This is a genomic window from Psychrosphaera haliotis (genome assembly GCF_039523615.1).
GTDB classification, from domain to species: Bacteria; Pseudomonadota; Gammaproteobacteria; order Enterobacterales; family Alteromonadaceae; genus Psychrosphaera; species Psychrosphaera haliotis.
This window is the reverse complement of sequence record NZ_BAAAFQ010000001.1, coordinates 337,629-359,870: the sequence shown is the minus strand read 5'-3', so window position 1 is coordinate 359,870 and position 22,242 is coordinate 337,629. Positions and strand designations below refer to the sequence as shown.

The window sequence follows — 22,242 nt, the reverse complement described above, 5'->3', positions numbered from 1 at the left end:
TGTAATTATTAATAATAATTTTGCTCATCCGATGAGCGAAAATTAATCCTCACAATAATTAAAAAATAATAAACCTAACGAGGACAGGGGAGAAAAATATGACTAAAGGGGAACGCAGGATTGCGCTCAAGCCATTGGCGATAAGTGTTGCTTCAGCAGTTTTAGCAATGCAATCAATGGGCGCAAGTGCAGCTAACTTTAATGTTGGCAAGTTTGATGTTTCATTCGATTCGACATTCTCAGCCGGTGCTGCATATCGTATTGAAGATAGAGATTTCAAAAACAATATTGGTAAGTCAAATAATCAATTATTCAACTGGTCTGGTTACAAAGGTTATGCACCTTTGTATGCCAACACAGACGTTTGGGCTCAAATGGGCTCATACTCTACCAACGGTGATTTAGGTAATCTAAATTATGACGCTGGCGAATCATTTTCTGAAGTCATAAAAGGCTTCCATGAACTAACAGTAAGCGCTGATAATTACGGCGCCGTTGTTAGTTTTATGTACTATAAAGACTTTGCTGCTGAAGGCACGCAATATAAAAATTCGGTAACAGGTGAGTCATTTGACGTATGTCGTGACGATGAAGCTAAAGAGTTAGTTTGTGAAGACTTCCGTTTCCTAGACGCATACTTCTTTGCTGACTTTGATTTTAATGACGGTCAAAACCCGGTTTCAATCCGTGTTGGTGAACAAGTATTATCTTGGGGTGAAAGCACATTAATCCCTCATGGTATTAACGTAAGCCCAGTGGATTTCGCTCGTTTGAAAGCGCCAGGTGCGGATTTAAAAGAAGCATTTATACCTACTGGTATGGTTTGGGCGAATATTGGTATTAATGATGCGGTATCTATCGAAGCGTTTTATCAATATGAGTGGCAAAAAACACATCTACCAGCGCCAGGTTCTTACTTCTCAACAAATGACTTTGCTGGTGCCGGTGGTGAACACAATAACATTCAGTTGAACTTCTCATCAAACCCTGACTTAGACCGCGATGGCCTTATGGCTGGTTTGAATGATCTTGGTATGATGGCAGCTTCTGGTGCAGTAGCTCAGGAGCAACTGGGTCAAATGTATCTAGGTTATGCAACTAAGTTTGCAATCAGAGATAGCTCTAGCGACAGAGAAGCAGGTGATGATGGCCAGTTCGGTGTTAAGTTAGGTTGGTTTGCTGAAGACTTAAATTACACAGAATTTGGTTTTTACTACATTAACTATCACTCACGTCGTCCTCTAATTTCAGGTGTAGCGTCAGACTTTAGTTCTGAAGCTATTGGTGCAGACATCCAGACAATGGCACTTGCGCAAGGTAGTGGTGGATTATCTACGGAACAGTTTAATAACCTAAATGCGTTCACTAAAGGTGTAATTGTATTCCCAGAAGACATTAAACTGTATGGTTTCAGCTTTAATACTACAGTTGGTACAACCGCTGTTGCTGGTGAAATTTCATATCGTGAAGGCGAACCTCTTCAAATTGATGATGCAGAGTTGCTATTTGCAGCAATGCCTCAACAATTAGCAAATGCTGGAATTCGTCCAGAATTGAATGGTCTTTCTCAGTATGGTCGTTCTGAAGTTGAAGGTTGTGACATTCAAAGCCCTAGTTTAGGTGCCACTGCAGACGGTTTTTGTCGTTTAGATACTATTCAAGCTCAAGCTACGGCTATTCACTCGTTTGGTCCTAGTTTTGGTCTAGATAATTTTAATGCCGTATTTGAAATTGGTTATGTCAATATTCCTGATATGCCGTCGCATGAATTAATGCGTTTTAATGCACCTGGTACAGAACGTAGTGGTCAAACTACGGAAGAAGTGGCGGCTGGTGTATTAAATGGTGTTCAAAACGGTACTGCTCCAGAGCAATACTTCCCGACTGAAGATGCTTGGGGTTATAGAGTTATTCTTGCTGGTGAAATCAACAGAGTATTTGGTTCTTTTAACGTAAAACCTAAAATTACTTTTTCTCACGATGTTGATGGTATAACGCCAGATCCGTTGTTCCTTTTCCATGAAGACAAAAAGTCTGCAAGTTTTGCAGTTGAAGTAGACTATCAAAGCAGATGGTCTCTTGGTTTTGCTTACAACACTTTCTATGACGGTGTAGGCACAGTGAACCAAACTTCAGATCGTGACTATGTGTCTTTCAATATTAAATATTCGTTGTAGGAGATTTCTGTAAATGAATAAAATTACATTATTATCATCTGTAGTAGCGCTGACATTGACGTCAGTTGCTGCCGATGCAAAAATATCTGAGGCTGATGCAGCTAAACTTAAGTCAGAGCTTACGCCACTTGGCGCAGTTAAAGCAGCCAATAAAGACGGTTCAATCCCAGCTTGGACAGGCGGTATTACGTCTGCGCCAGCAGGCTATACGGTTGGAATGCACCACCCAGACCCATTCTCAAGTGATAAAGTACTTTACACAGTGACGAATGCAAACAAAGACAAATACGCTGAGTTTTTAACTCCGGGTATTACAAAAATGTTTGAAACGTATCCAGACACGTACAAAATGGATATTTATCAGTCACGTCGTACAGCTTCTTTTCCTAAATATGTTTATGACGCAACTATCGAAAACGCGACTCGCGCAGAGTTAGTGGAAGGTGGTAACGGTATTAAAGGTGCAGCTATTGGTGTTCCTTTCCCAGTACCAGCAAATGGCCTAGAGGCTATCTGGAACCATATTCTTCGTTTCCGTGGTGAGCAAACTACCCGTAACGGTGGACAAGCTGCACCAACTGCTGATGGTGATTTCACTTATATCGGTTTTGATGAAGCTATTTCAATTGAATACTCTAGAGAAGATGCAACACCTGCAGCACTAGAGGAAAGCAACATTTTGTTCCGTTTTAAACAGAACGTTACTCAGCCAGCTCGATTAGCCGGTACTGCTTTACTAGTACATGAAACAATGGACCAAGTTAAAAAGCCTCGTCAAGCTTGGACTTATAACTCTGGTCAGCGTCGTGTACGTCGTGCACCAAACGTAGCATACGATGCACCAGGAACAGCGTCTGATGGTCTTCGTACAACCGATGATTTCGATATGTATAACGGCGCACCAGATCGTTATAACTGGGAATTGAAAGGCAAAAAAGAAGTATTCATTCCATACAACAGTTATAAACTTCATAGTGATGAAGTTAAGTATGAAGACATCATCAAACCAGGTCATATTAATACTGATCTAGTTCGTTGGGAAAAGCACCGTGTTTGGGTTGTAGAAGCAACGCTAAAAGATGGTATCAGTCATGTTTATAAAAAGCGTACTTTCTACATCGACGAAGATTCATGGCAGATTCATATTGCTGACTTGTATGATAACCGTGATGAGTTATATCGTGTAGCAGTAGCTTATGGTATTAACTATTACGAAGTACCTACACATTGGAGTACTTTGGATGCTTATTACGACTTGAATTCAAGACGCTATATCGCAATTGGTTTGGATAACGAAGAAAAAATGTATGACTTCCAAACTAAACAAAGCTCTAGTGATTATACGGCAGCAGCACTTCGTCGCTCAAACCGATAATATAAGCTAGACTAAAAAAACGGTTGGCTTGTCCAGCCGTTTTTACTTTAAACCGATTAATTAATAACATTTACATATTAAGAATTTTATGACCAAAACCTCCCTTTATTCTCTTATTCTTCTCTCCTCAACCTTATTAGGGATGACTGACGCAGTAGCGTCTTTAAAAGTTTCACAGACCGCTACTCCAGCAGTGATAAGTTCTCTGGCAGATAAAAAGCTACTAACAGATATCACCAGCGTGGGCTCAAGGCTATTTTCGTTAGGCGAGCGTGGACACATTATTTACTCAGAAAATGGTACTGACTGGACTCAAGCAAAAGTACCAGTAAATGTATTATTAACCTCGATTTCGTTTTCTAGTGAAAAAGTCGGGTTTGCAGTAGGACACGACGCAACAATTTTAAAAACTACAGATGGTGGCGAATCCTGGACACTATTAAATTATCAACCTGAATTAGACAGACCATTATTAGCCGTTAAGTCTTTTGGTAAAGAAGTGGTCGCTGTTGGTGCTTATGGTTTATTTTGGCAAAGTAAAGACAGCGGAAATACTTGGACCCAAGAGTTTCATGACGAGTTATTGTTTAAAGAAGACAGAGAGTTTTTGCTAGAAATAAAAGAATCTGATCCGGAATTATACGAAATCGAAAAACAATACCTGTTACCGCACTTTAATGATGTGTATTTATCAGGGGTTAACTGGTATTTGGCAGGTGAAGCAGGCTTTGTCGCACAAAGCTCAAATCAAGGTAATGATTGGGAAAAGTTGGATGTAGATTATTATGGTTCATTTTTTTCATTAACTAAAAATGAACAAGAAAATTTAGTTATAGCAGGCCTACGAGGCAACGTATTTGAGGAATCTTCAGGTGCGTGGCAGGCTTTTTCTATGGATGGGAAAGCCACTATTAATGATATTTTAGTTTATAAAGAGACAGTATTTTTATTTGCTAACTCTGGCAATTTGTATTTCTCTGCCAATGGCGAAGATTTTAAACACTATGTATTTGACGACGGCAAGGCGGTGATGTCTGGTGTTGTAAAAAACAGTAATCTTGTACTTGCTACTGAAGCAGGCATTAAATTTATTCCACTAGCAACACTTAAGTAAAGAGACCTTCATAAATGTTAATTCATTCACTAGAAACATTTTTGTTTAGACAAAGACCATTAGTCATATTGGCTTTTGCGTTTTTTACCGCCGTTTTAGGTTTTCAAGCGTCAAACATCCATTTGGATGCGTCATTTAATAAAAACATACCGCTTCAACACGAATACATGCAGACATATGTACAGTATAGCGAAGAGTTTGGAGGCGCAAATACCGTCTACATTTCTGTGTGTGATAAAGAAGGTGACATATTTAATCCTGAGTTCTTTGAAGCACTTAAAGGTGTTCATGATCAGTTATTCTTTATACCTGGAATAAATAGAACACTCGTAAATTCTTTGTACTCGCCAAGCACACGATTTATTGAAGTGGTTGAAGATGGATTTGCCGGCGGACCAGTAATTCCGGCAGACTTTCAAGCTGACAAACAGGGTTTAGCTACGGTTAAACAAAACGTTGAGAAGGCCGGTATTGTTGGTCGAAGCGTTTCTGATGACTATTCATGTGCCATGGTTTCAAGTCAACTTCTAGAGAAAAACCCTGATACAGGTGAAAGTCTAGACAGTATTGCCTTAGCTAATGAATTAGAGAAGCAGATAAGAGAAAAGTTTGAAGATGAGAATATCTCTATTCATATCATTGGCTTTGCTAAAATGATTGGCGATGTAGCTACTGGTGCGAAAGATGTAGTTGTCTTTTTTGCCATTGCTATTGCAATCACTTCATTAATGGTTTGGATTTTCTGTCGCTCATTGTTATTAACAGTACTTCCTATTGTTTGCTCATTTATGGCGGTAGTATGGCAACTCGGTATGCTTAATACTTTAGGGTTTGGTTTAGACCCTATGTCTATTTTGGTGCCATTTTTAGTCTTTGCGATTGGTGTTAGCCATGGCGTGCAAATGATTAACTCAATAGGTAAACGTGTTCACGAGGGCATGACAGCTAGAGAAGCAAGTTGCGCTAGTTTTGTTAAATTGCTAATTCCTGGCGGGATAGCGTTGCTGTCGGATACAGTTGGTTTTTTAACTTTACTTAACATCGATATCGGTATTATTAGAGAGTTAGCAATTACAGCGAGTGTTGGTGTTGCCATCATCATTCTTACTAACTTATTTTTACTGCCAGTATTGGCCTCATATATTGATTTTGATAAGCAATTTAAAGCTCAGCCAGAAGGCACGCACGACCACATTTGGCGAGCGATGTCATCTTTTACTAAACCAAAAGTCGCGTACTCTATTTTGGCTGTTACCGCTTTGCTTTATGTATTTGGTTATGTAAAAAGCCAAGATATGAAGATTGGTGATATGCAAGCCGGTGCTCCAGCGCTGCATGCTGATTCACGCTATAACCAAGATACTTTTTTAATTACGGACCGTTATGCGATATCCACTGATATTTTAAAAGTCATTGTAGAAACTAAAGAAAGTGGTTGTACTTATCACTCGGTAATGAACCAAATTGACCAGTTCCAGTGGCGCTTAGAAAATGTAGAGGGTGTTCAGTCTGCAGTTAGCCTATCGTCAGTAGCAAAAGTAGTAAATACAGGCTTTAATGAAGGCAATTTAAAATGGCGTTCATTACCAAGAAATACTAATTCCTTAGTTCAGTCCACTGCCAGAATTGAAACAAGCACAGGTCTTTTGAATAGAGACTGTAGCGTTATGCCTATAATTCTATTCCTTGAAGATCACAAAGCGGAAACAATTGAGCGTATTGTTAATGAAGTTAAAGCGGCGAGAGATGAACTTCAAAATGACGAAGTTACATTTAGGTTAGCCTCTGGCTCTGCTGGTGTAATGGCTGCAACAAATGAAGCGGTTTCAGCGGCACAAGTACCTATGCTTTGGTATGTGTATGGTGCGGTTGTTGTTCTTTGCTTATTGAGCTTCAGATCGGTCAAAGCAACCGTTGCAGTAGTGTTACCATTATTTGTGGTGTCAACATTAGCGCAAGCCCTAATGACTTATTTGGAAATCGGTCTGACGGTTTCCACTATGCCTGTTATCGCTTTGGGTGTAGGTATCGGTGTTGATTATGGAATCTATATACTATCTACGATGGTCGAGTCTTTGCGAAATGGTTCATCGCTGCGTACATCTTATTTTAATGCGTTAAAAGAAAGAGGCAGTGCAGTACTATTTACCGGACTTACATTGGCAATTGGTGTGAGTACTTGGGTATTCTCGGCGCTTAAGTTCCAAGTTGATATGGGGATTTTGTTAACATTTATGTTTTTGGTCAACATGTTGGGTGCAATAATAGTATTGCCGGCGTTAGCTTCAATTTTATGGCGTGACAACAATAAAGAGTCATAAAACCATAAAATAGTTGTTATGAAACAACTGCATAAATAAATAAAAAAGCGACGTAAAGTCGCTTTTTTATTTATTAGATTTGCATAACTGCCTACTCAGCTCATCAGAGCAGTTGTATTATAGGAAGACATTGAAAAATTTCATTTTAATTACGTAAGAATAAGGGCTACACTTGTTGGTATCAAAAAAATATTACAAATATCAGCACTTAATATCTTAAAAGGAAACTGTAATGACCTTGTTACGTAATTCCTCGTCTGTGATCCTTAAAAATGTTTCTAAGCTCATAGAAGAAAAATTGCCTTTAGAGCGTCAAGCTCACGTCGAACAATTTGCATCCATTTTATTCGAAAACATTTCTCAACAAGACTTAGAAAAAAGAATTGACGTGGAACTTTATGGTGCAGCGTTAAGCTTATTTAATGCATTTAGCGAAGCTAACACAGGCCAACCCTTCATTCGTGTGTTTAACCCTGAGTTGGGCAAGCACGGATGGGAATCTGAACATACAATTGTACAAATTGTGGTTAACGACTTACCGTTTCTTGTCGACTCAGTCCGTATGGCATTAAATCGTCTTAATATAACGTCTCATTTATTAATCCATACACCTATTAAAGTAAACCGTGATAAAAAAGGTAACGTTGATAGCTTTGTTGACTTGAAGTCAAAAGATAAAACGACACATACTCAAACGGTTTTCTTAATTGAAATTGATAGACAAGCTGAAACAAAACAAGTTAAAGCGATAACGCAAAACTTAGAATCTGTTTTATCAGATGTTTCAATAGCAGTACAAGACTGGAAACCTATTCAGAAAAAATTACAAGCTTGTATTGATGAAGCAAAAGATTCTAAATTTGCAGACCAATCAAGCCTAAAAACAAGTATCGATTTTTTAAACTGGATAGCTGATCATAACTTTACGTTAATGGGTTACCGCCAATATAAGGTAGCCGGTGTAGAAGGCGACACGGAAATTGTTCCTGTGGATGATTCTGCACTTGGTTTAACAAAAAACAGAGAAGCTAAAACACGAGTTCTATCAGAACTGTCTAATGCATCCAGACAAGAAGCTTTATCAAACAATTTATTAGTTCTTACTAAAACGGTGTCAAAATCCACTGTTCATCGTCCAGCATATATGGACTACATTGGTATAAAAATGTTTGATGACAGCGGTAAAGTTGTAGGAGAGCACCGCTTTATTGGTTTATATGGAGCTAGTTTCTATAACTCGAGCGTTAAAGATATTCCGCTGTTGAAACAAAAGTTATCTAGAGTTACAGAAAAAAGTAGCTTTGCAAAAGGCAGTCATGCTTATAAGGCTCTATTAAACGTATTAGAAACTTACCCTAGAGATGAGTTAATACAGGCTTCGGAACAGCATTTGATGGAAGTCGCTTTAGGCGTGTTGCAAATGCAAGAACGTGACATGACTAAAGTTTTTGTTAGAAAAGACTCATTTGGACGATTTTACTCTTGCATGGTATTTGTTCGCAGAGAGCGATACAACACCGCGCTTAGAAGAGAAACGCAACGAGTATTGCAGCAAGCGATGAAAAGCGATGGTGAAGTAGAATTTAATACTTTCTTTTCGGAATCACCTTTAGCGAGAACGCATTATATTGTCAGAGCCACTGATCAGGATGTAGAACTTAACGTGAAAGATATTGAAAATAACCTAATAGAAGCAGCACGCACTTGGGATGACAAATTGTCATCGGCTTTAAGTACCTCATTTGGCGGAGCTAAAGGTAAAGAATTGGCCGTTCGTTACGGTAGTGGGTTCCCATCGTCTTATAAAGACCAAGTTTTACCTTCAACGGCTACGGTAGATATCCACCATTTGGAAAGTTTAACGGACGACAACAAATTAAGCATGTTGTTTTACCGACCTCAAGAAGAGTCTGATAAAAATGCTGTTCGCCTGAGCTTGTACCATAAAGATGAACCGATCCACCTTTCAGATGTATTGCCTATTTTAGAGAACTTTGGCCTTCGTGTAATCGGTGAAACACCGTACCAGGTTAAAACAGAAGCTGGAACCAGCTGGATAATGGATTTCACCATGCGTTTAACTAACGGTGATAATGCAGATTTTGAGACTACACAAGAGCTATTCCAAAATGCATTTGATGCGGTTTGGAAAAATAACTTAGAAAATGACGGTTTTAACCGACTAATATTAGGCGCAAAGCTAAGTGGACGTCAGGCGTCAGTCATTCGATCTTACGCTAAGTATATGCGTCAGATTGGCGTTACGTTTTCACAAGCTTATATTGAATCAACGTTTGATCGTTATCCAAAAATTGCTGCTCAATTAGTTGAGTTATTTACGCTTAAATTTAAGCCTAAAAAATCTAGTGAAAAGAAATATGACAAGCTAAAAGAAAAAGTACTTGTAGCACTTGATGATGTTGCTAACTTGGATGATGACAGAATTATTCGTTTGTACATTACTTTAATGGACGCGACTTTGCGTACTAACTTCTACCAAAAAGCGGAAGATGGTGCGTTCAAACCATATATTTCATTTAAATTACTTCCAGAGCAAATACCGGAAGTTCCACTACCAAGACCTAAGTTTGAAATTTTCGTCTACAGCCCAAGAATTGAAGGTGTGCATCTTCGTGGTGGCAAAGTGGCTCGTGGTGGGTTGCGTTGGTCTGATCGTATGGAAGACTTCCGTACAGAAGTTTTAGGTCTTGTAAAAGCACAGCAAGTTAAAAATACAGTAATTGTACCTAATGGCTCTAAAGGTGGGTTCGTTTGTAAACAGCAACCTGTAGATGGCGGCCGAGATGCATTTTTTGCAGAAGGGCAAGAGTGTTACAGGATTTTCATCCGTGGCTTGTTAGACCTAACAGATAACATCGTACATGGAGAAGTTGTACCGCCAATAGATGTTGTTCGTCATGACGAAGATGATACTTACTTAGTTGTAGCAGCCGATAAAGGCACAGCGACTTTCTCGGATATTGCAAACTCAATTTCTGATGAATATAACTTTTGGTTAGGAGATGCTTTTGCTTCTGGCGGAAGTGTTGGTTATGACCATAAGAAAATGGGTATAACAGCCCGCGGTGCTTGGGAGTCGGTTAAACGTCACTTCAGAGAAATGGGCATTGATTGTCAAACAACAGACTTTACATGTGTTGCCATTGGCGACATGGCAGGTGACGTGTTTGGTAATGGTATGTTGTTATCTAAACATACACGCTTGCAAGCAGCCTTTAACCATATGCACATTTTCATAGATCCAAATCCAGATGCAGCAAGTTCATATGTTGAGCGTCAACGCTTGTTTGAGTTACCTCGTTCTTCTTGGGAAGATTATGATAAATCGCTTATTTCTGAAGGTGGTGGCATTTTCTCAAGAAGTGCAAAGTCAATAACATTGACGCCTGAAATGAAAAAGATGTTAGGTACAAAAAAGGCTAGCTTGGCTCCAAACGACCTACTTAAAGCATTATTAACGATGCAAGTTGACTTAATTTGGAACGGTGGCATTGGTACTTACGTGAAAGCTAAGTCTGAAACTGATGCGCAAGTAGGAGATAGAGCTAATGATGCATTGCGTATTAATGGTTCAGAACTTAAAGCTAAAGTATTTGGTGAAGGCGGTAACCTAGGTTTAACACAGTTAGGCCGTATAGAGTTTGCTCAACACGGTGGCCGTATCAACACCGACTTTGTTGATAATGTTGGTGGTGTAGATTGTTCGGATAACGAAGTAAATATTAAGATCCTTCTTAACCAATTGGTGAATGAAGGCGAACTTACGAAAAAGCATCGCGATCAGTTACTTTATGATATGACTGATGATGTTTCTAAAATAGTTCTTAAAGACTGTTACAGACAAACTCACACAATCTCAATTACAGAACTTAAAGGTGTTAGCTTATTAAAAGAGCAACTTCGCTTTATTCATGAACTTGAAAAGTCTGGTAAATTAGACCGTGACTTAGAGTTCTTACCAAATGATGAAGAATTAGCTGAGCGCCAAGCTAAAGGTAAAGGTTTTACAAGACCTGAGTTGTCTGTACTTGTAGCCTATGGAAAAATGATTCTTAAAGAGCAGTTTGCCATAGAAGAAATTGACCAAAATCCATATTACATTCCACTTTTGATTGAGGCCTTCCCACCGAAGCTTCAAGAAAAGTATGCGGAGCAAATTCAACTGCATCCGTTACGTAAAGAAATTATTGCTACAAAATTAGCCAACGAAGTGGTTAATGATATGGGCCTTAATTTTGTTGTTAGAATGAAAGAAGAAACGGGCGCAACGATAGATGAAGTACTTACCTGCTATGTTATGGCCCGTGAAATCTTCGATATGCCAAGAATATGGAAAGAAATAGAAGCATTAGACAATAAAGTACCAGCAATTGTTCAGACAGAAATGCTTCATCAATTGCGTCGTACTGTTCGCCGTGCTTCTCGTTGGTTCTTGCGTCATAGAAATAAAGCATTAGATTTAAGTGAAACTATTGCACATTACAAAACTAGCTTTGATCAATTAACTACGACGTTAGGTGATTACTTAGTTGAAAAAGAGAAAAAGCAGTTGTCTGATGCGCAGCAAAGCTTTGAAAGAGAAGGCGTACCAACAGAAGTTGCTGCTTATGTAGCCCAGCTTTCTTCAATATTCTCTGTAATGGATATTGCGGACGTAGCAGCTAATACTGAACGTGATGTAAAAGAAGTTGCTACATTATACTTCCGTTTAGGCTCTGACCTTGGCTTGCATTGGTTCCTAGATCAAATCACTAATCAGCCTGTTGGTAATCATTGGCAAGCGTTAGCTAGAGCGAGTTATCGCGAAGAATTAGATTGGCAACAAAGAGCATTAACTGCAACGGTTTTACACTTTAATTCTGAAAGCAAAGACCTTGATGTTATTTATGACGAGTGGATGGCTTCGTATGAGCACATTCTAGGTCGTTGGCAGCATATGATTGCGGAGTTTAAAACTACCGAAAGTCATGAGTTCGCTAAATTCTCTGTTGCATTAAGAGAGTTAATGTTATTGAGTCATCACTGCGAAAGTGCGGTTTAACTTTACCGTAATCTAACTTAAAATACGCCTCGACTAATCGGGGCGTTTTTTTATCTGCTCCCACTATATATAGGAAAAATCATGCTGTTTGAATTAGCCAAAAAATTTATGTTTACTCAAGATCCAGAATGGGCACATGATTTTGCGCTTAATAACTTTCAACGTTTTGCAAATACCCCACTTAGTTTGATATGGAAGCAAACAGTCCCTGATAAACCTATAAAATTATTTGGCCTTACTTTTCCAAATGCCGTTGGATTAGCGGCCGGCTTAGATAAAAACGGCCGATGCATTGACGCGTTTGCACAAATGGGGTTTGGGTTTATAGAAATTGGAACGATAACACCGCTTGCTCAACCTGGAAATGAGAAACCACGCATCTTCAGACTGCCAGAAAAACATGCAATTATTAATCGTATGGGCTTTAACAACGGTGGTGTTGATGAGTTAATAAAAAATGTCAAAAACTCGAATTACAAAGGTATTTTGGGCATTAATATAGGCAAAAATAAAGACACTCCAAACGAATTAGGGCACGAAGACTATGTTAAGTGTATGCACAAAGTTTATGAATATGCCGACTATATAACGGTAAACATTTCTTCACCAAATACACCAGGTTTAAGAGATTTGCAATTTGGAGACTCACTAACGGTCTTATTGTCGGCAGTTAAAGTGACTCAATTAGAATTGCAAACTAAGTTTAATAAATACGTACCTGTCCTGGTAAAAATAGCACCAGACATGGACGACATAGCAGTAGAACAAGTGGTAAATTGCATCGTTAGTCAGAAAATGGATGGCATAATCGCAACAAACACAACACTCTCAAGAGATGCTGTAAAAGGTTTGGATCACGCGGAAGAAAGCGGCGGTTTGAGTGGTATGCCGGTAAAAGACATGAGTACAGAAATCATAAGAAAAATTAGAGCTATTAATACCGAAATACCTATCATAGGCGTTGGCGGTATAGATGGTCCTGCAGCTGCTCAGGAAAAAATAAAGGCAGGTGCAAGCTTGGTTCAAGTATATTCTAGTTTTATTTATCAAGGACCTAAACTGGTTAAGGATATTGTTGAAGGCCTTTAACGGTTGACAGTAACAAGTACACTCAATACTCTGGTTATCAGTTTTTATTTAGTTGACCAAGGGTGTAGGTTTGGATAAAAAGGATAAAAAAGGCGTTCACTGGCGGTGGGTTACTAATTTTGATACTCAAAAAGTGTGTTTGGAACTCGCTGCTGGAGTTAATTTTCCAACGGTTTTTAAGATTTCTGAACTGTTGAGTTATGACTTACATGAACAACCTTTTTCAACATCCGATGCGTTTTTGTATAGTCTATTTAGAGATAAATTTTCATATACTCCCTTTGATGAAGAGCAAGCTTTTACATTAGCTATAAACGCAACCATCGCAAGCCAATATTTAAAACCCTTAGCAGCAAAAAGTTGGCTTTTTCATCCTGCTTCTAGCGTTGGCATAGGAAAAGTCAAGCAAGGCGATTGGGTTGCCTTGAAAGCAACAGATGAAGCCATATATCTAGTGTTAGATACTGACCACGAAACGTCGGATGTAATATTAGCGAGTAACCGTCATCAAATCTCAGATTCGAGAGTGATTTTTCAAGGACAAACTCTTAAAGTCCATAATGATCGGTTAACCCCCACCTTAATTGAATTAAAGGCAGACCAACTATGAGTCGAGTTATAATTTTAGTAGCAGATAGTTTAGGTATTGGCAGTTCAGCGGATGCTGACGCATTTGGCGATCAAGGTTCGAACACACTGTTCCATATTTATCAGCACATGCTGGAAAAGCACAACCACGTAATGAATATGCCAAATTTAGCTAAGCTTGGTCTCATAAAGGCCTGTGAAACTGCTAAGAATGTAAAGTTTGACCAATTCCCTTCATATTCGATCAATGGTGCTTACGGACATATGCAAGAAATTTCAACGGGTAAAGATACACCTAGTGGTCATTGGGAAATGGCAGGTGTACCAGTGCTTTTTGATTGGGGATATTTTAAGGATAAGACAAATAGTTTTCCTCCGGAGTTTATAGAAGAACTGATTGCTAAAACGGGTGTTCCAGGAATACTAGGGAACTGTCATGCGCCGGGCACTGATGTGTTGTCCTGGCATGGGGAAGAGCACATACAAAGTGGAAAGCCAATTTGTTATACCAGTGCAGATAGTGTTTTTCAGGTTGCAGCCCATGAAGAGCATTTTGGTTTAGATAAGCTTTATGAGTTTTGTGAAGTTGCACGTGAACTATTAGACAAATATAACATTGGTCGTGTTATAGCTAGACCATTTTTAGGCGAATCACCAAGCGAGTTTAAAAGAACTGGTAATAGAAGAGATTACTCGGTATTGCCGCCATCAAAAACGGTACTTGATAAAGTTTTCGATTGTGGCAAAGAAGTGATAAGTATAGGGAAAATATCGGATATTTATGCCCATCAAGGTATTTCAAAGTCACTAAAAGCAAACGGTTTAGAAGCGCTCATAGATACAACGATTTCTGAAATGAATGGCATGGACAATGAAGGGATAATCTTTACCAACTTAGTGAACTTCGATCAAGACTTTGGTCACCGACGCGACATTACCGGTTATGCAGGCGCACTAGAATATTTTGATACTCGTATCCCGGACATCTTGGCTGCCTTAAAACAGGACGACATTTTATTAATTACGGCTGATCATGGTTGCGACCCTAGCTGGCCAGGTACAGACCATACGAGAGAGTACGTTCCTATATTGGCTTATATAAAAGGGTTAGGTGATACTCCTTTAGGACAAAGATCGACGTTCGCAGACATGGGACAAACCATATCGGAATTTTTCGCGTTAGAAAAAATGTCCCATGGAGAAAGTTTTTTGAATAATTTAGTTAGCGACGAGTCAAATTGAACTAAAGTTAAAAACGTGGTTGAAGTTAACAAACTGATCCCCATGTATTTAATATGAGTATAACAATACTGTTATTTCGAAACACTATGCAAAGGAGATACAATGACTGACATTAATATAGGAATTAATGCCGAAGACAGAAGTAATATTGCAGAAGGTTTAAAGAAGCTATTGGCTGATTCATACACACTGTACCTTCAAACACATAATTTTCATTGGAACGTAACTGGTCCTCAATTTAGAGAGTTACATTTAATGTTTGAAGAGCACTATCAAGATCTTGCTCTTGCTGTAGATGACATTGCAGAGCGTATTAGAACGTTAGATTTTGCAGCGCCTGGCACATATAAAGAGTTTGCACGTTTGAGTTCAATAGAAGAAGTTGATGGCGTACCTGAAGCGGGTGTAATGGTAGATTTACTGACGAAGGGTCATGAACAAGTAGTTCAAACTGCCAGAAAAGTGCTTAAAACTGCCCAAGACGCAGATGATGAGTCAACAGCAGCGTTGGTTGGCGATAGAATGAGGGTCCATGAGAAAAACTCATGGATGTTGAGAGCAACACGAAAATAGTCTTTAATACAGTATGTTAAAGCGGCGAAAGCCGCTTTTTTATTATTAAACTCTCTTAAATTTACCTACAGTCACGTTAATAAAGTTGTTTATGCTGCTTCAAGTCAAATCAAATCAAATCAAATCAAATTAAATTTTAATATAATTAATTTTTAATATACTTTGATTATCGTAATTTAAAACAAAACCTTGAGTATTAATGTGATCCTGTCCAGCCTTTTATCTATATCAATATTTACTACATTAACAACCTATGCAGAAACAGAAGTAAAGCCTTTTTACTCTGGAACTATTTTACTTCCGGGTATCGAGCAAGCACTCGTTTTAAACCACAGAAATCGTAGAGAGAGCGGTGGCTTCAGCGCTATGTGGTTGTCTAAAGACTGTAAAACAACGTGGTTTATTTCTGACTATAGTCAAGTATCAGAGGGCGATCTTAAAGAACAGCCTGTTTCAAAGTCAAAATGGTTTGAAACTAAAAATATTTTGGATCAAACAGGCCGCATTAAATCAATCAACGTTGTCTATTCTGGTCAACTAAAGGCACTAGATGGAAGCGTATTAAGAGGAGCGGCTGAATCTGTTGTTTGGCATAACAATGGTTTACTGCTGTCGTTGGACGACACAGGTAACCTATTAAAATATAGTTTTAATAACGCGTATCAGCCTAAGCCATCAGTTACTCAAATAAGAAGTGCTCTAATGGCCACACCTACCATAGCTTATAAACAACCACAATTAGGGCAGGGGAATGCTGGTTTAGAGTCAATTACCATTACTGGAGATGGTAGTATTTTGTCTATGTGGGAAAAGTTTAAGCTAAGTGATAACGTTGTTCCCGTTCAAATTATTGATAAGCAGGGCGATGCTATAAGTACAAACTATAGAGCAGTTTCGAGCCCAAAGGACATCACCACCTTGCAAAGTGGAGAGATAATAGTACTTGAAAAAGATTGGTTAGGAGCAAAAGGTTCTCGTTTAAGGCTATCGCTTTTAGATCAGAAATCGTTAAAAACATCCAATGAACTTTCGAGTGTTAGCCTATTTGATCGAACAGAACTAGGTTATGATAATTTTGAAGGTATGGCGTCTTGTACTGCAAATGGAAAGGAATGGATTTACTTAGTTTCTGATGACAACGGAGATTGGCATACTAAAGATGTCGAAGAAAAAGGTAGAGAAAGGCAAAAAACGCTATTTATTGGCTTCGAAGTCAATAAACTACTTAGTCACCAATAATTAAATCCATATTTTTTAACTTTTAATTTGTTTGTTTATTCAGTAGCATCACGTCAAATTTTTAAAATGGTATGAGCTAAAAATGGCGCAGCTGTATTTTTACTATTCTGCAATGAACGCAGGGAAGTCCACAACACTTTTACAATCATCGTTTAATTATAAAGAAAGAGGCATGGAGCCTGTTATTTTTACGGCGGCAATTGATAATCGATATGAGATAGGCAAAGTAACGTCTAGAATCGGACTTGAAGCTCCAGCTCATGTTTATAAAGCGAGCAGCAATTTGTTTGAAGTGATTAGTAAATTAAAAGAGTCACAAAAATTAGACTGCGTGATGGTTGATGAGTGCCAGTTTTTAACGAAAGAACAAGTACATCAGCTCACTGAGGTGGTCGACGTCTATAATATTCCTGTTTTATGTTACGGTTTAAGAACAGATTTTAGGGGCGAGTTATTTGAAGGCGCGCAGTATTTATTAGCATGGGCAGACAAGCTAGTCGAATTAAAGACGGTATGTCATTGCGGACGTAAAGCTAACATGGTTTTAAGAACTGATGAGCAGGGCACCGCAATTGCAGATGGCGACCAAGTTCAGATTGGTGGCAACGAACGTTACGTTTCAGTATGTCGTAAACACTACAAAGAAGCATTAAAGCAATGAACACGCCATTAGATCTAAATCAACAGTTTTTATTCATTCATGAAATGGACTTACTAAAAGCGGTAAAGCGCAAAGCATTAATAAAAGCTGATAATAATCGATACGAAAATAGTGCGGAGCATAGCTGGCATATATGCATGGCTGCACAAGTATTGGAAAGTCATGTCAATTATCCAGTAGACATTATGCGTGTTACGCAGATGTTATTGATTCACGATATCGTCGAAATAGACGCGGGTGATACATTTGCCTTTGCACCTCAAGAGCAACTTGATGCTCAGTTTGAATTAGAAGAAAAAGCTGCAAAAAGAATTTTTGGTATTTTACCAGATCCGCAAAGGGATTTTTATCTAGGTTTGTTTAATGAATTCGAAGAGTCCTCTACGAACAACGCAAAATTTGCAAAGGCAATTGATAGAATATTGCCATTAGTACAAAACATGCAAAATAATGGCGGAAGTTGGGCTGCAAACAAAGTTAAACGCTCTCAAGTTTTAGATAGAAACATTGGATTAAAAGAGGTTTCTGATAGTCTTTGGAATTATGTAGAAAAACAAATAAATAAAGCGACAGATAATGGTTGGTTATTAAACGAATAATCAACTGTAGGAAAATTGCACTCTCTTTTATCCCTTGCTATGTTAAGAAAAAAAACAAGGGATATTTATGAGCCTGCTTTCAAAAGTTACAAAAAAAACACTATTAATCGTGACATTGTCGATGCTATCGCTGCTTTCTTTTAGTCATCCTGTGCATTCGAACAATGACAATACACTTGAAACGCTAACCGCTACAAAAACGATCGTTGAACTTCAAGAACTCATGAAACAGGGTGTTTTCACCAGCAAACAACTTACCCAGTTTTATATAGACAAAATAGAAAAAGAAGACCACAAGTATAATAGTATTATCGCTATAAACCCTGATGCATTATCCATCGCAGAAAAGCTCGACAGGAACTTAAGTCGTTATACTAAAAAATTACCTATTTTATACGGTATGCCTATTCTGCTCAAAGATAATATAGAAGCGATGGAAATGCCTACCACTGCAGGTTCGTTAGTACTCAAAGACAACCAAACGAATAGAGATGCAACACTTACCGAGTACTTAAGAGCATCAGGGGCAATAATACTTGGGAAAACAAATTTAAGTGAGTGGGCTAACTTTCGTTCAGAACGCTCTTCAAGTGGGTGGAGTGCAATAGGTGGTCAAACTAAAAACCCACATGATGTAACACGAACAACTTGTGGTTCGAGCTCTGGTTCAGGTGCTGCTATTGCGGCTAATTTTGCTATAGCTGCTATCGGTACTGAGACAAATGGTTCCATTACATGTCCTGCTGCGGTAAACGGTGTTGTGGGTATAAAGCCTACAGTGGGGCTTGTAAGTAGATTTGGTATAGTGCCTATTTCCCCTGCCCAAGACACAGCAGGTCCAATGGCTAAAAGTGTGGAAGACGCACGTTTAGTATTAATGGCAATGCAAGGTCCTGACGAAAAAGACCTAATTACTAAATCAAAAACCATAATTGAAGTAGTTGAATCAAAGCGTCAACCAAAAATAGAAACTTTACGCCTAGGTTTATTAGTTAGCGGGGCTGAAGATCATGAACAAGTTAAAGAGCTATCTGAAGCGTTACAACAACGTATGAAAAAAAACGGCGTTACTCTTGTAACAGCTTTAAGCTTTGAAACTTATAACGGGTTTTGGAGCGATGGATATACTCAGCTATTACGAGAATTTAAGACATCCCTTAATCATTACTTTGCAAACTTACCCAACGATACACCTAATAACCTCAATATGCTGACGCTAGAAGATGTCATTAAGTTTAATAACAACAATGCCGATCTTGAGATGAAATATTTTCGCCAGGAAATTTTTGTTAAGTCACAGGCAACTGAAGGAATGGCTACTCAAAAATATAAAAATTTAAGGAAAAAGTTGCTTCGAGTTACAGGTAAAGAAGGTATTGATGCTCTTTTAAAAGAACATAAACTTGATGCATTAATTGCAATAACTAGAGGCCCAGCTTGGAAAATAGATTTAATTAATGGCGATCATAGTAATGGCGGCGTATCTACATTTTCAGCTATTTCTGGCTACCCTCACATTACAATTCCGGCTGGAAAATTACACGGTTTACCTATCGGTCTGTCGATTATGACGAGCGGAGGGGAAGACAGCAAAGCAATTAATATAGCTGAAACGCTAGAAAAATTAATGTAAACAGTGGCTTGTTACTGCATGGCCAAGAAGTTTTTCTTATAAATTACTGCATTAATACACTTTTTAGCTAATTTAGACACTTTTAAGACTATTTTCTTTCACTTTTATTACAAAACCACTTCCCCAAATAGGGAAGTGGTGGTAGTATGCTCGCCCAACCAAACAGTAGCAAATATTCCGTTTTGCTAGTCTGCTATCTTAAAATTTGAACGTATATTGTGCGACTCACCTCACCTTGAGCCGTGCGTTTTGTTGCGCGCAAATTAGTTGGACTTTCAATACTGTGTCTTTGTTCTGTTATTGCTTTTTAAACTTCTTTAGAGGACATACAATGAACACAGTTAATGGTTCAGTTTTGCGTAAGCGTAAATTTAATCCTATTACTACAGCGTTGGCGTTGGCGCTAGTAACTCCAGGTCTATACGTTGCAAATGCAACAGCGGAAGAAGTTGAGGAAAAAGCTAAAAAGTCTAAAATGGAAGCTATCACTGTAACTGCGACAAAGCGTTCACAAGTTATTTATGAAGTTCCAATCGCAATGAGTGCATTTAGCGGTGATGCGTTAGACACTCAAGGCATCACAGGTATTTCTGATGTAGGTAAGTTTGTCCCTAACCTAAACATCACCGGTTTCTCTGCAGGTCATACATCTTCAGCAAATCCATTTATTCGTGGTATAGGTCTACAAGATCACTTAATCACAACTGATCCAGGTGTTAGCGTATACGTAGACGGTGTTTATTTAGGTCGTCAGGTTGGCCAAAACTGGAACTTACAAAACATTGACCGAATTGAAGTATTGCGTGGCCCTCAAGGCACACTTTATGGTCGTAACTCAATTGGCGGCGCAATCAATATCATTACAAAACAACCTGGTACTAAGCCAGTAACTAAAGTATCTGCTGAAGTGGGTACTCGTGGTCGTCTTAAAGGTGATGTGTTTGTAAACCGTGAGTTGAGCGAAAAAGTAGCCGTTAACTTCAGCGCTGGTTTTAATCGCCGTGATGGTTTAGGTGAGTTCATTAACCTTCCTGAAGCAAAATACGACGTTGGTGAAAGCCGTGAAATGCACGGTCGTTTTTCCCTTAAATACGATGTGAATGATGACTTAAAAATTGTCGTAACTGCAGACGCCAATGACGGCGAAGGCGGCTTGCGTCCATACACAACAAAAATCAACGAAGTTCCAAATGGCGCTTATTACACAGGCGAGCGTTTTGGCTCTCCGTTACCATCTGGCCCACTTAGAAACTCTGACGTAGCCGCTGACCCATTTGACAATGCGACTGGTACTATTGAAGTAACAGAAGTAACGAACAGCGCAAGCGGCGTTTCGTTCACAGCAGATTATAATATTTCAGATACGTTAGGCTCGAAGTTCATTATCAGCAATCGTACATCAGAGTACAAAGCTGGCTTAGATGATGACGCAACAATTTATGCGCTTGACCATTACCCAGAACATGGCGACGCTGACCAAACTTCAGTTGAGCTTCAGTTGAATGGTTACGTTGGTGAAGTAGACTTTGTTTCTGGTGTGTATTGGTTTACTGAAGAAGGTAGCAACCGCCAAGGTGAAGACTCAAGCTTTAATGGTGGTGGTAACACTCTAGAATTAGACCAAAAAACCACAAGTAAAGCAGTTTTTGTAAACCTAGGTTACGACGCAACTGATGATCTTCGTATTTCTGGTGGTCTTCGTTATACACAAGATGAGAAAGAAGCAACAGCTAATGTTGGCACAGGACCTACTTTTGCGGAAGATGATTGGAGTGAAGTTAGCTATGATTTATCAGCGAACTACACAATGGACAATGGTTTAAACATCTACTCAAGTATTCAAAGTGGTTATCAAGGTGGTCAGTTCCCTGCAAGACCTTATTGCTTGTTTGGTGACCCAACTTGTTTTGTTGCTTCTGATAACATTACTGCTGTTAACTATGAAATTGGTCTTAAAGGCGAAGTTAATAGCGACTTCAACATGAGTATAGCGTTGTTTAACACTAACTATGACGACTTACCATACCAAGTAAATACGACCTCTGAAGCAGGTTTTGATACTGCAAACTTAGTTGTATCACAAACGTCTCGTGGTATTGAGTGGGAAAGCACATGGTACGTAACAGATGCACTTTCTTTGCACACAAGTGCAGGTTATATAGACGTAGATGTCGATGAGAAAGATAAAGTAAAACCAGTTGCTCCTCTAACACCTAAGTTTACCGCTTCTGTAAGTCCAAGCTATGCATTTGACTTAGAAGACGGCTCAACAATTACAACGCGAATTGATTATTCATTCCGCGATGAAATGTACGGTGAGCCAAGTTCAGATGAAGGGCGAATGACGATGGTTGAATCTCGTTCTCTTGTAAATTTTGATGTTTCATATGCACCAGCAGGCGCAGACTGGAAAGTTTCATTGTACGGACGTAACGTTTTTGACAAACGTTATGATGACGCGAGACTAAACACTGGCGACTACTTGCTAGTTATAAAGAGCAACGACGCTAGTGAATTTGGTGTACGTTACACTGCTTCTTATTAATCAGTAGCTTTTTAGTTTAGACTT

General features: G+C 38.8%; 14 protein-coding genes. All 14 read left to right on the top strand.

The genetic code is table 11. The annotated features are described in order from the left end of the window. Positions 1 to 98: 98 nt before the first annotated feature. The 14 genes from ABD009_RS01550 to ABD009_RS01485 all read left to right on the top strand — a co-directional run bounded on the left by ABD009_RS01550 (position 99) and on the right by ABD009_RS01485 (position 22,218). Positions 99 to 2,177 carry a DUF1302 domain-containing protein gene (locus tag ABD009_RS01550; RefSeq protein WP_343822277.1) on the top strand — a complete coding sequence of 693 codons (2,079 nt, stop codon included), beginning with the start codon at positions 99 to 101 and terminating at the stop codon, positions 2,175 to 2,177. Between the two features lie 13 nt (positions 2,178 to 2,190). Next, positions 2,191 to 3,552: a DUF1329 domain-containing protein gene (locus tag ABD009_RS01545; protein ID WP_343822276.1), complete on the top strand. Its 1,362-nt coding sequence runs from the start codon at positions 2,191 to 2,193 to the stop codon at positions 3,550 to 3,552. Positions 3,553 to 3,640: 88 nt separating this feature from the next. Continuing rightward, positions 3,641 to 4,666 carry a WD40/YVTN/BNR-like repeat-containing protein gene (locus ABD009_RS01540; protein WP_343822275.1) on the top strand — a complete coding sequence of 342 codons (1,026 nt, stop codon included), beginning with the start codon at positions 3,641 to 3,643 and terminating at the stop codon, positions 4,664 to 4,666. A gap of 14 nt (positions 4,667 to 4,680) precedes the next feature. Then, positions 4,681 to 6,987: an efflux RND transporter permease subunit gene (locus ABD009_RS01535; RefSeq protein WP_155694642.1), complete on the top strand. Its 2,307-nt coding sequence runs from the start codon at positions 4,681 to 4,683 to the stop codon at positions 6,985 to 6,987. Positions 6,988 to 7,219: 232 nt separating this feature from the next. Further along, a complete protein-coding gene (locus ABD009_RS01530) occupies positions 7,220 to 12,049 on the top strand; it encodes an NAD-glutamate dehydrogenase (protein ID WP_343822274.1) in 4,830 nt (1,609 codons plus the stop codon). Between the two features lie 81 nt (positions 12,050 to 12,130). Next, positions 12,131 to 13,138 carry a quinone-dependent dihydroorotate dehydrogenase gene (pyrD, locus tag ABD009_RS01525; RefSeq protein WP_343822273.1) on the top strand — a complete coding sequence of 336 codons (1,008 nt, stop codon included), beginning with the start codon at positions 12,131 to 12,133 and terminating at the stop codon, positions 13,136 to 13,138. A 70-nt stretch (positions 13,139 to 13,208) separates the two neighbouring features. Further along, positions 13,209 to 13,748, top strand: coding sequence for a cell division protein ZapC domain-containing protein (locus tag ABD009_RS01520; protein WP_343822272.1), 540 nt, complete (start codon positions 13,209 to 13,211; stop codon positions 13,746 to 13,748). Then, positions 13,745 to 14,968 carry a phosphopentomutase gene (locus tag ABD009_RS01515; RefSeq protein WP_343822271.1) on the top strand — a complete coding sequence of 408 codons (1,224 nt, stop codon included), beginning with the start codon at positions 13,745 to 13,747 and terminating at the stop codon, positions 14,966 to 14,968. Before ABD009_RS01520 ends, ABD009_RS01515 begins: the two co-directional genes overlap by 4 nt. A gap of 102 nt (positions 14,969 to 15,070) precedes the next feature. Then, complete coding sequence (locus tag ABD009_RS01510; RefSeq protein WP_343822270.1) at positions 15,071 to 15,541, top strand: Dps family protein; 471 nt, start codon at positions 15,071 to 15,073, stop codon at positions 15,539 to 15,541. Between the two features lie 201 nt (positions 15,542 to 15,742). Continuing rightward, a complete protein-coding gene (locus ABD009_RS01505) occupies positions 15,743 to 16,780 on the top strand; it encodes an esterase-like activity of phytase family protein (RefSeq protein ID WP_343822269.1) in 1,038 nt (345 codons plus the stop codon). An 82-nt stretch (positions 16,781 to 16,862) separates the two neighbouring features. After that, positions 16,863 to 17,441, top strand: coding sequence for a thymidine kinase (locus tag ABD009_RS01500; protein ID WP_343822268.1), 579 nt, complete (start codon positions 16,863 to 16,865; stop codon positions 17,439 to 17,441). Next, on the top strand, positions 17,438 to 18,040 hold the full coding sequence (locus ABD009_RS01495) for an HD domain-containing protein (RefSeq protein ID WP_343822267.1): 603 nt from the start codon (positions 17,438 to 17,440) through the stop codon (positions 18,038 to 18,040). The genes ABD009_RS01500 and ABD009_RS01495 overlap by 4 nt, the downstream gene beginning before the upstream one ends. 67 nt (positions 18,041 to 18,107) lie before the next feature. After that, on the top strand, positions 18,108 to 19,673 hold the full coding sequence (locus ABD009_RS01490; RefSeq protein WP_343822266.1) for an amidase: 1,566 nt from the start codon (positions 18,108 to 18,110) through the stop codon (positions 19,671 to 19,673). 331 nt (positions 19,674 to 20,004) lie between these two features. After that, a complete protein-coding gene (locus tag ABD009_RS01485; RefSeq protein ID WP_343822265.1) occupies positions 20,005 to 22,218 on the top strand; it encodes a TonB-dependent receptor in 2,214 nt (737 codons plus the stop codon). The last annotated feature ends 24 nt before the right edge of the window (positions 22,219 to 22,242 follow it).

What these genes read in the sequence shown, in the direction of transcription:
- ABD009_RS01550 (WP_343822277.1), top strand. Translation starts at nt 99, where the DNA reads ATGACTAAAGGGGAACGCAGGATTGCGCTCAAGCCATTGGCGATAAGT.
- ABD009_RS01545 (WP_343822276.1), top strand. Translation starts at nt 2,191, where the DNA reads ATGAATAAAATTACATTATTATCATCTGTAGTAGCGCTGACATTGACG.
- ABD009_RS01540 (WP_343822275.1), top strand. Translation starts at nt 3,641, where the DNA reads ATGACCAAAACCTCCCTTTATTCTCTTATTCTTCTCTCCTCAACCTTA.
- ABD009_RS01535 (WP_155694642.1), top strand. Translation starts at nt 4,681, where the DNA reads ATGTTAATTCATTCACTAGAAACATTTTTGTTTAGACAAAGACCATTA.
- ABD009_RS01530 (WP_343822274.1), top strand. Translation starts at nt 7,220, where the DNA reads ATGACCTTGTTACGTAATTCCTCGTCTGTGATCCTTAAAAATGTTTCT.
- pyrD (WP_343822273.1), top strand. Translation starts at nt 12,131, where the DNA reads ATGCTGTTTGAATTAGCCAAAAAATTTATGTTTACTCAAGATCCAGAA.
- ABD009_RS01515 (WP_343822271.1), top strand. Translation starts at nt 13,745, where the DNA reads ATGAGTCGAGTTATAATTTTAGTAGCAGATAGTTTAGGTATTGGCAGT.
- ABD009_RS01510 (WP_343822270.1), top strand. Translation starts at nt 15,071, where the DNA reads ATGACTGACATTAATATAGGAATTAATGCCGAAGACAGAAGTAATATT.
- ABD009_RS01500 (WP_343822268.1), top strand. Translation starts at nt 16,863, where the DNA reads ATGGCGCAGCTGTATTTTTACTATTCTGCAATGAACGCAGGGAAGTCC.
- ABD009_RS01495 (WP_343822267.1), top strand. Translation starts at nt 17,438, where the DNA reads ATGAACACGCCATTAGATCTAAATCAACAGTTTTTATTCATTCATGAA.
- ABD009_RS01490 (WP_343822266.1), top strand. Translation starts at nt 18,108, where the DNA reads ATGAGCCTGCTTTCAAAAGTTACAAAAAAAACACTATTAATCGTGACA.
- ABD009_RS01485 (WP_343822265.1), top strand. Translation starts at nt 20,005, where the DNA reads ATGAACACAGTTAATGGTTCAGTTTTGCGTAAGCGTAAATTTAATCCT.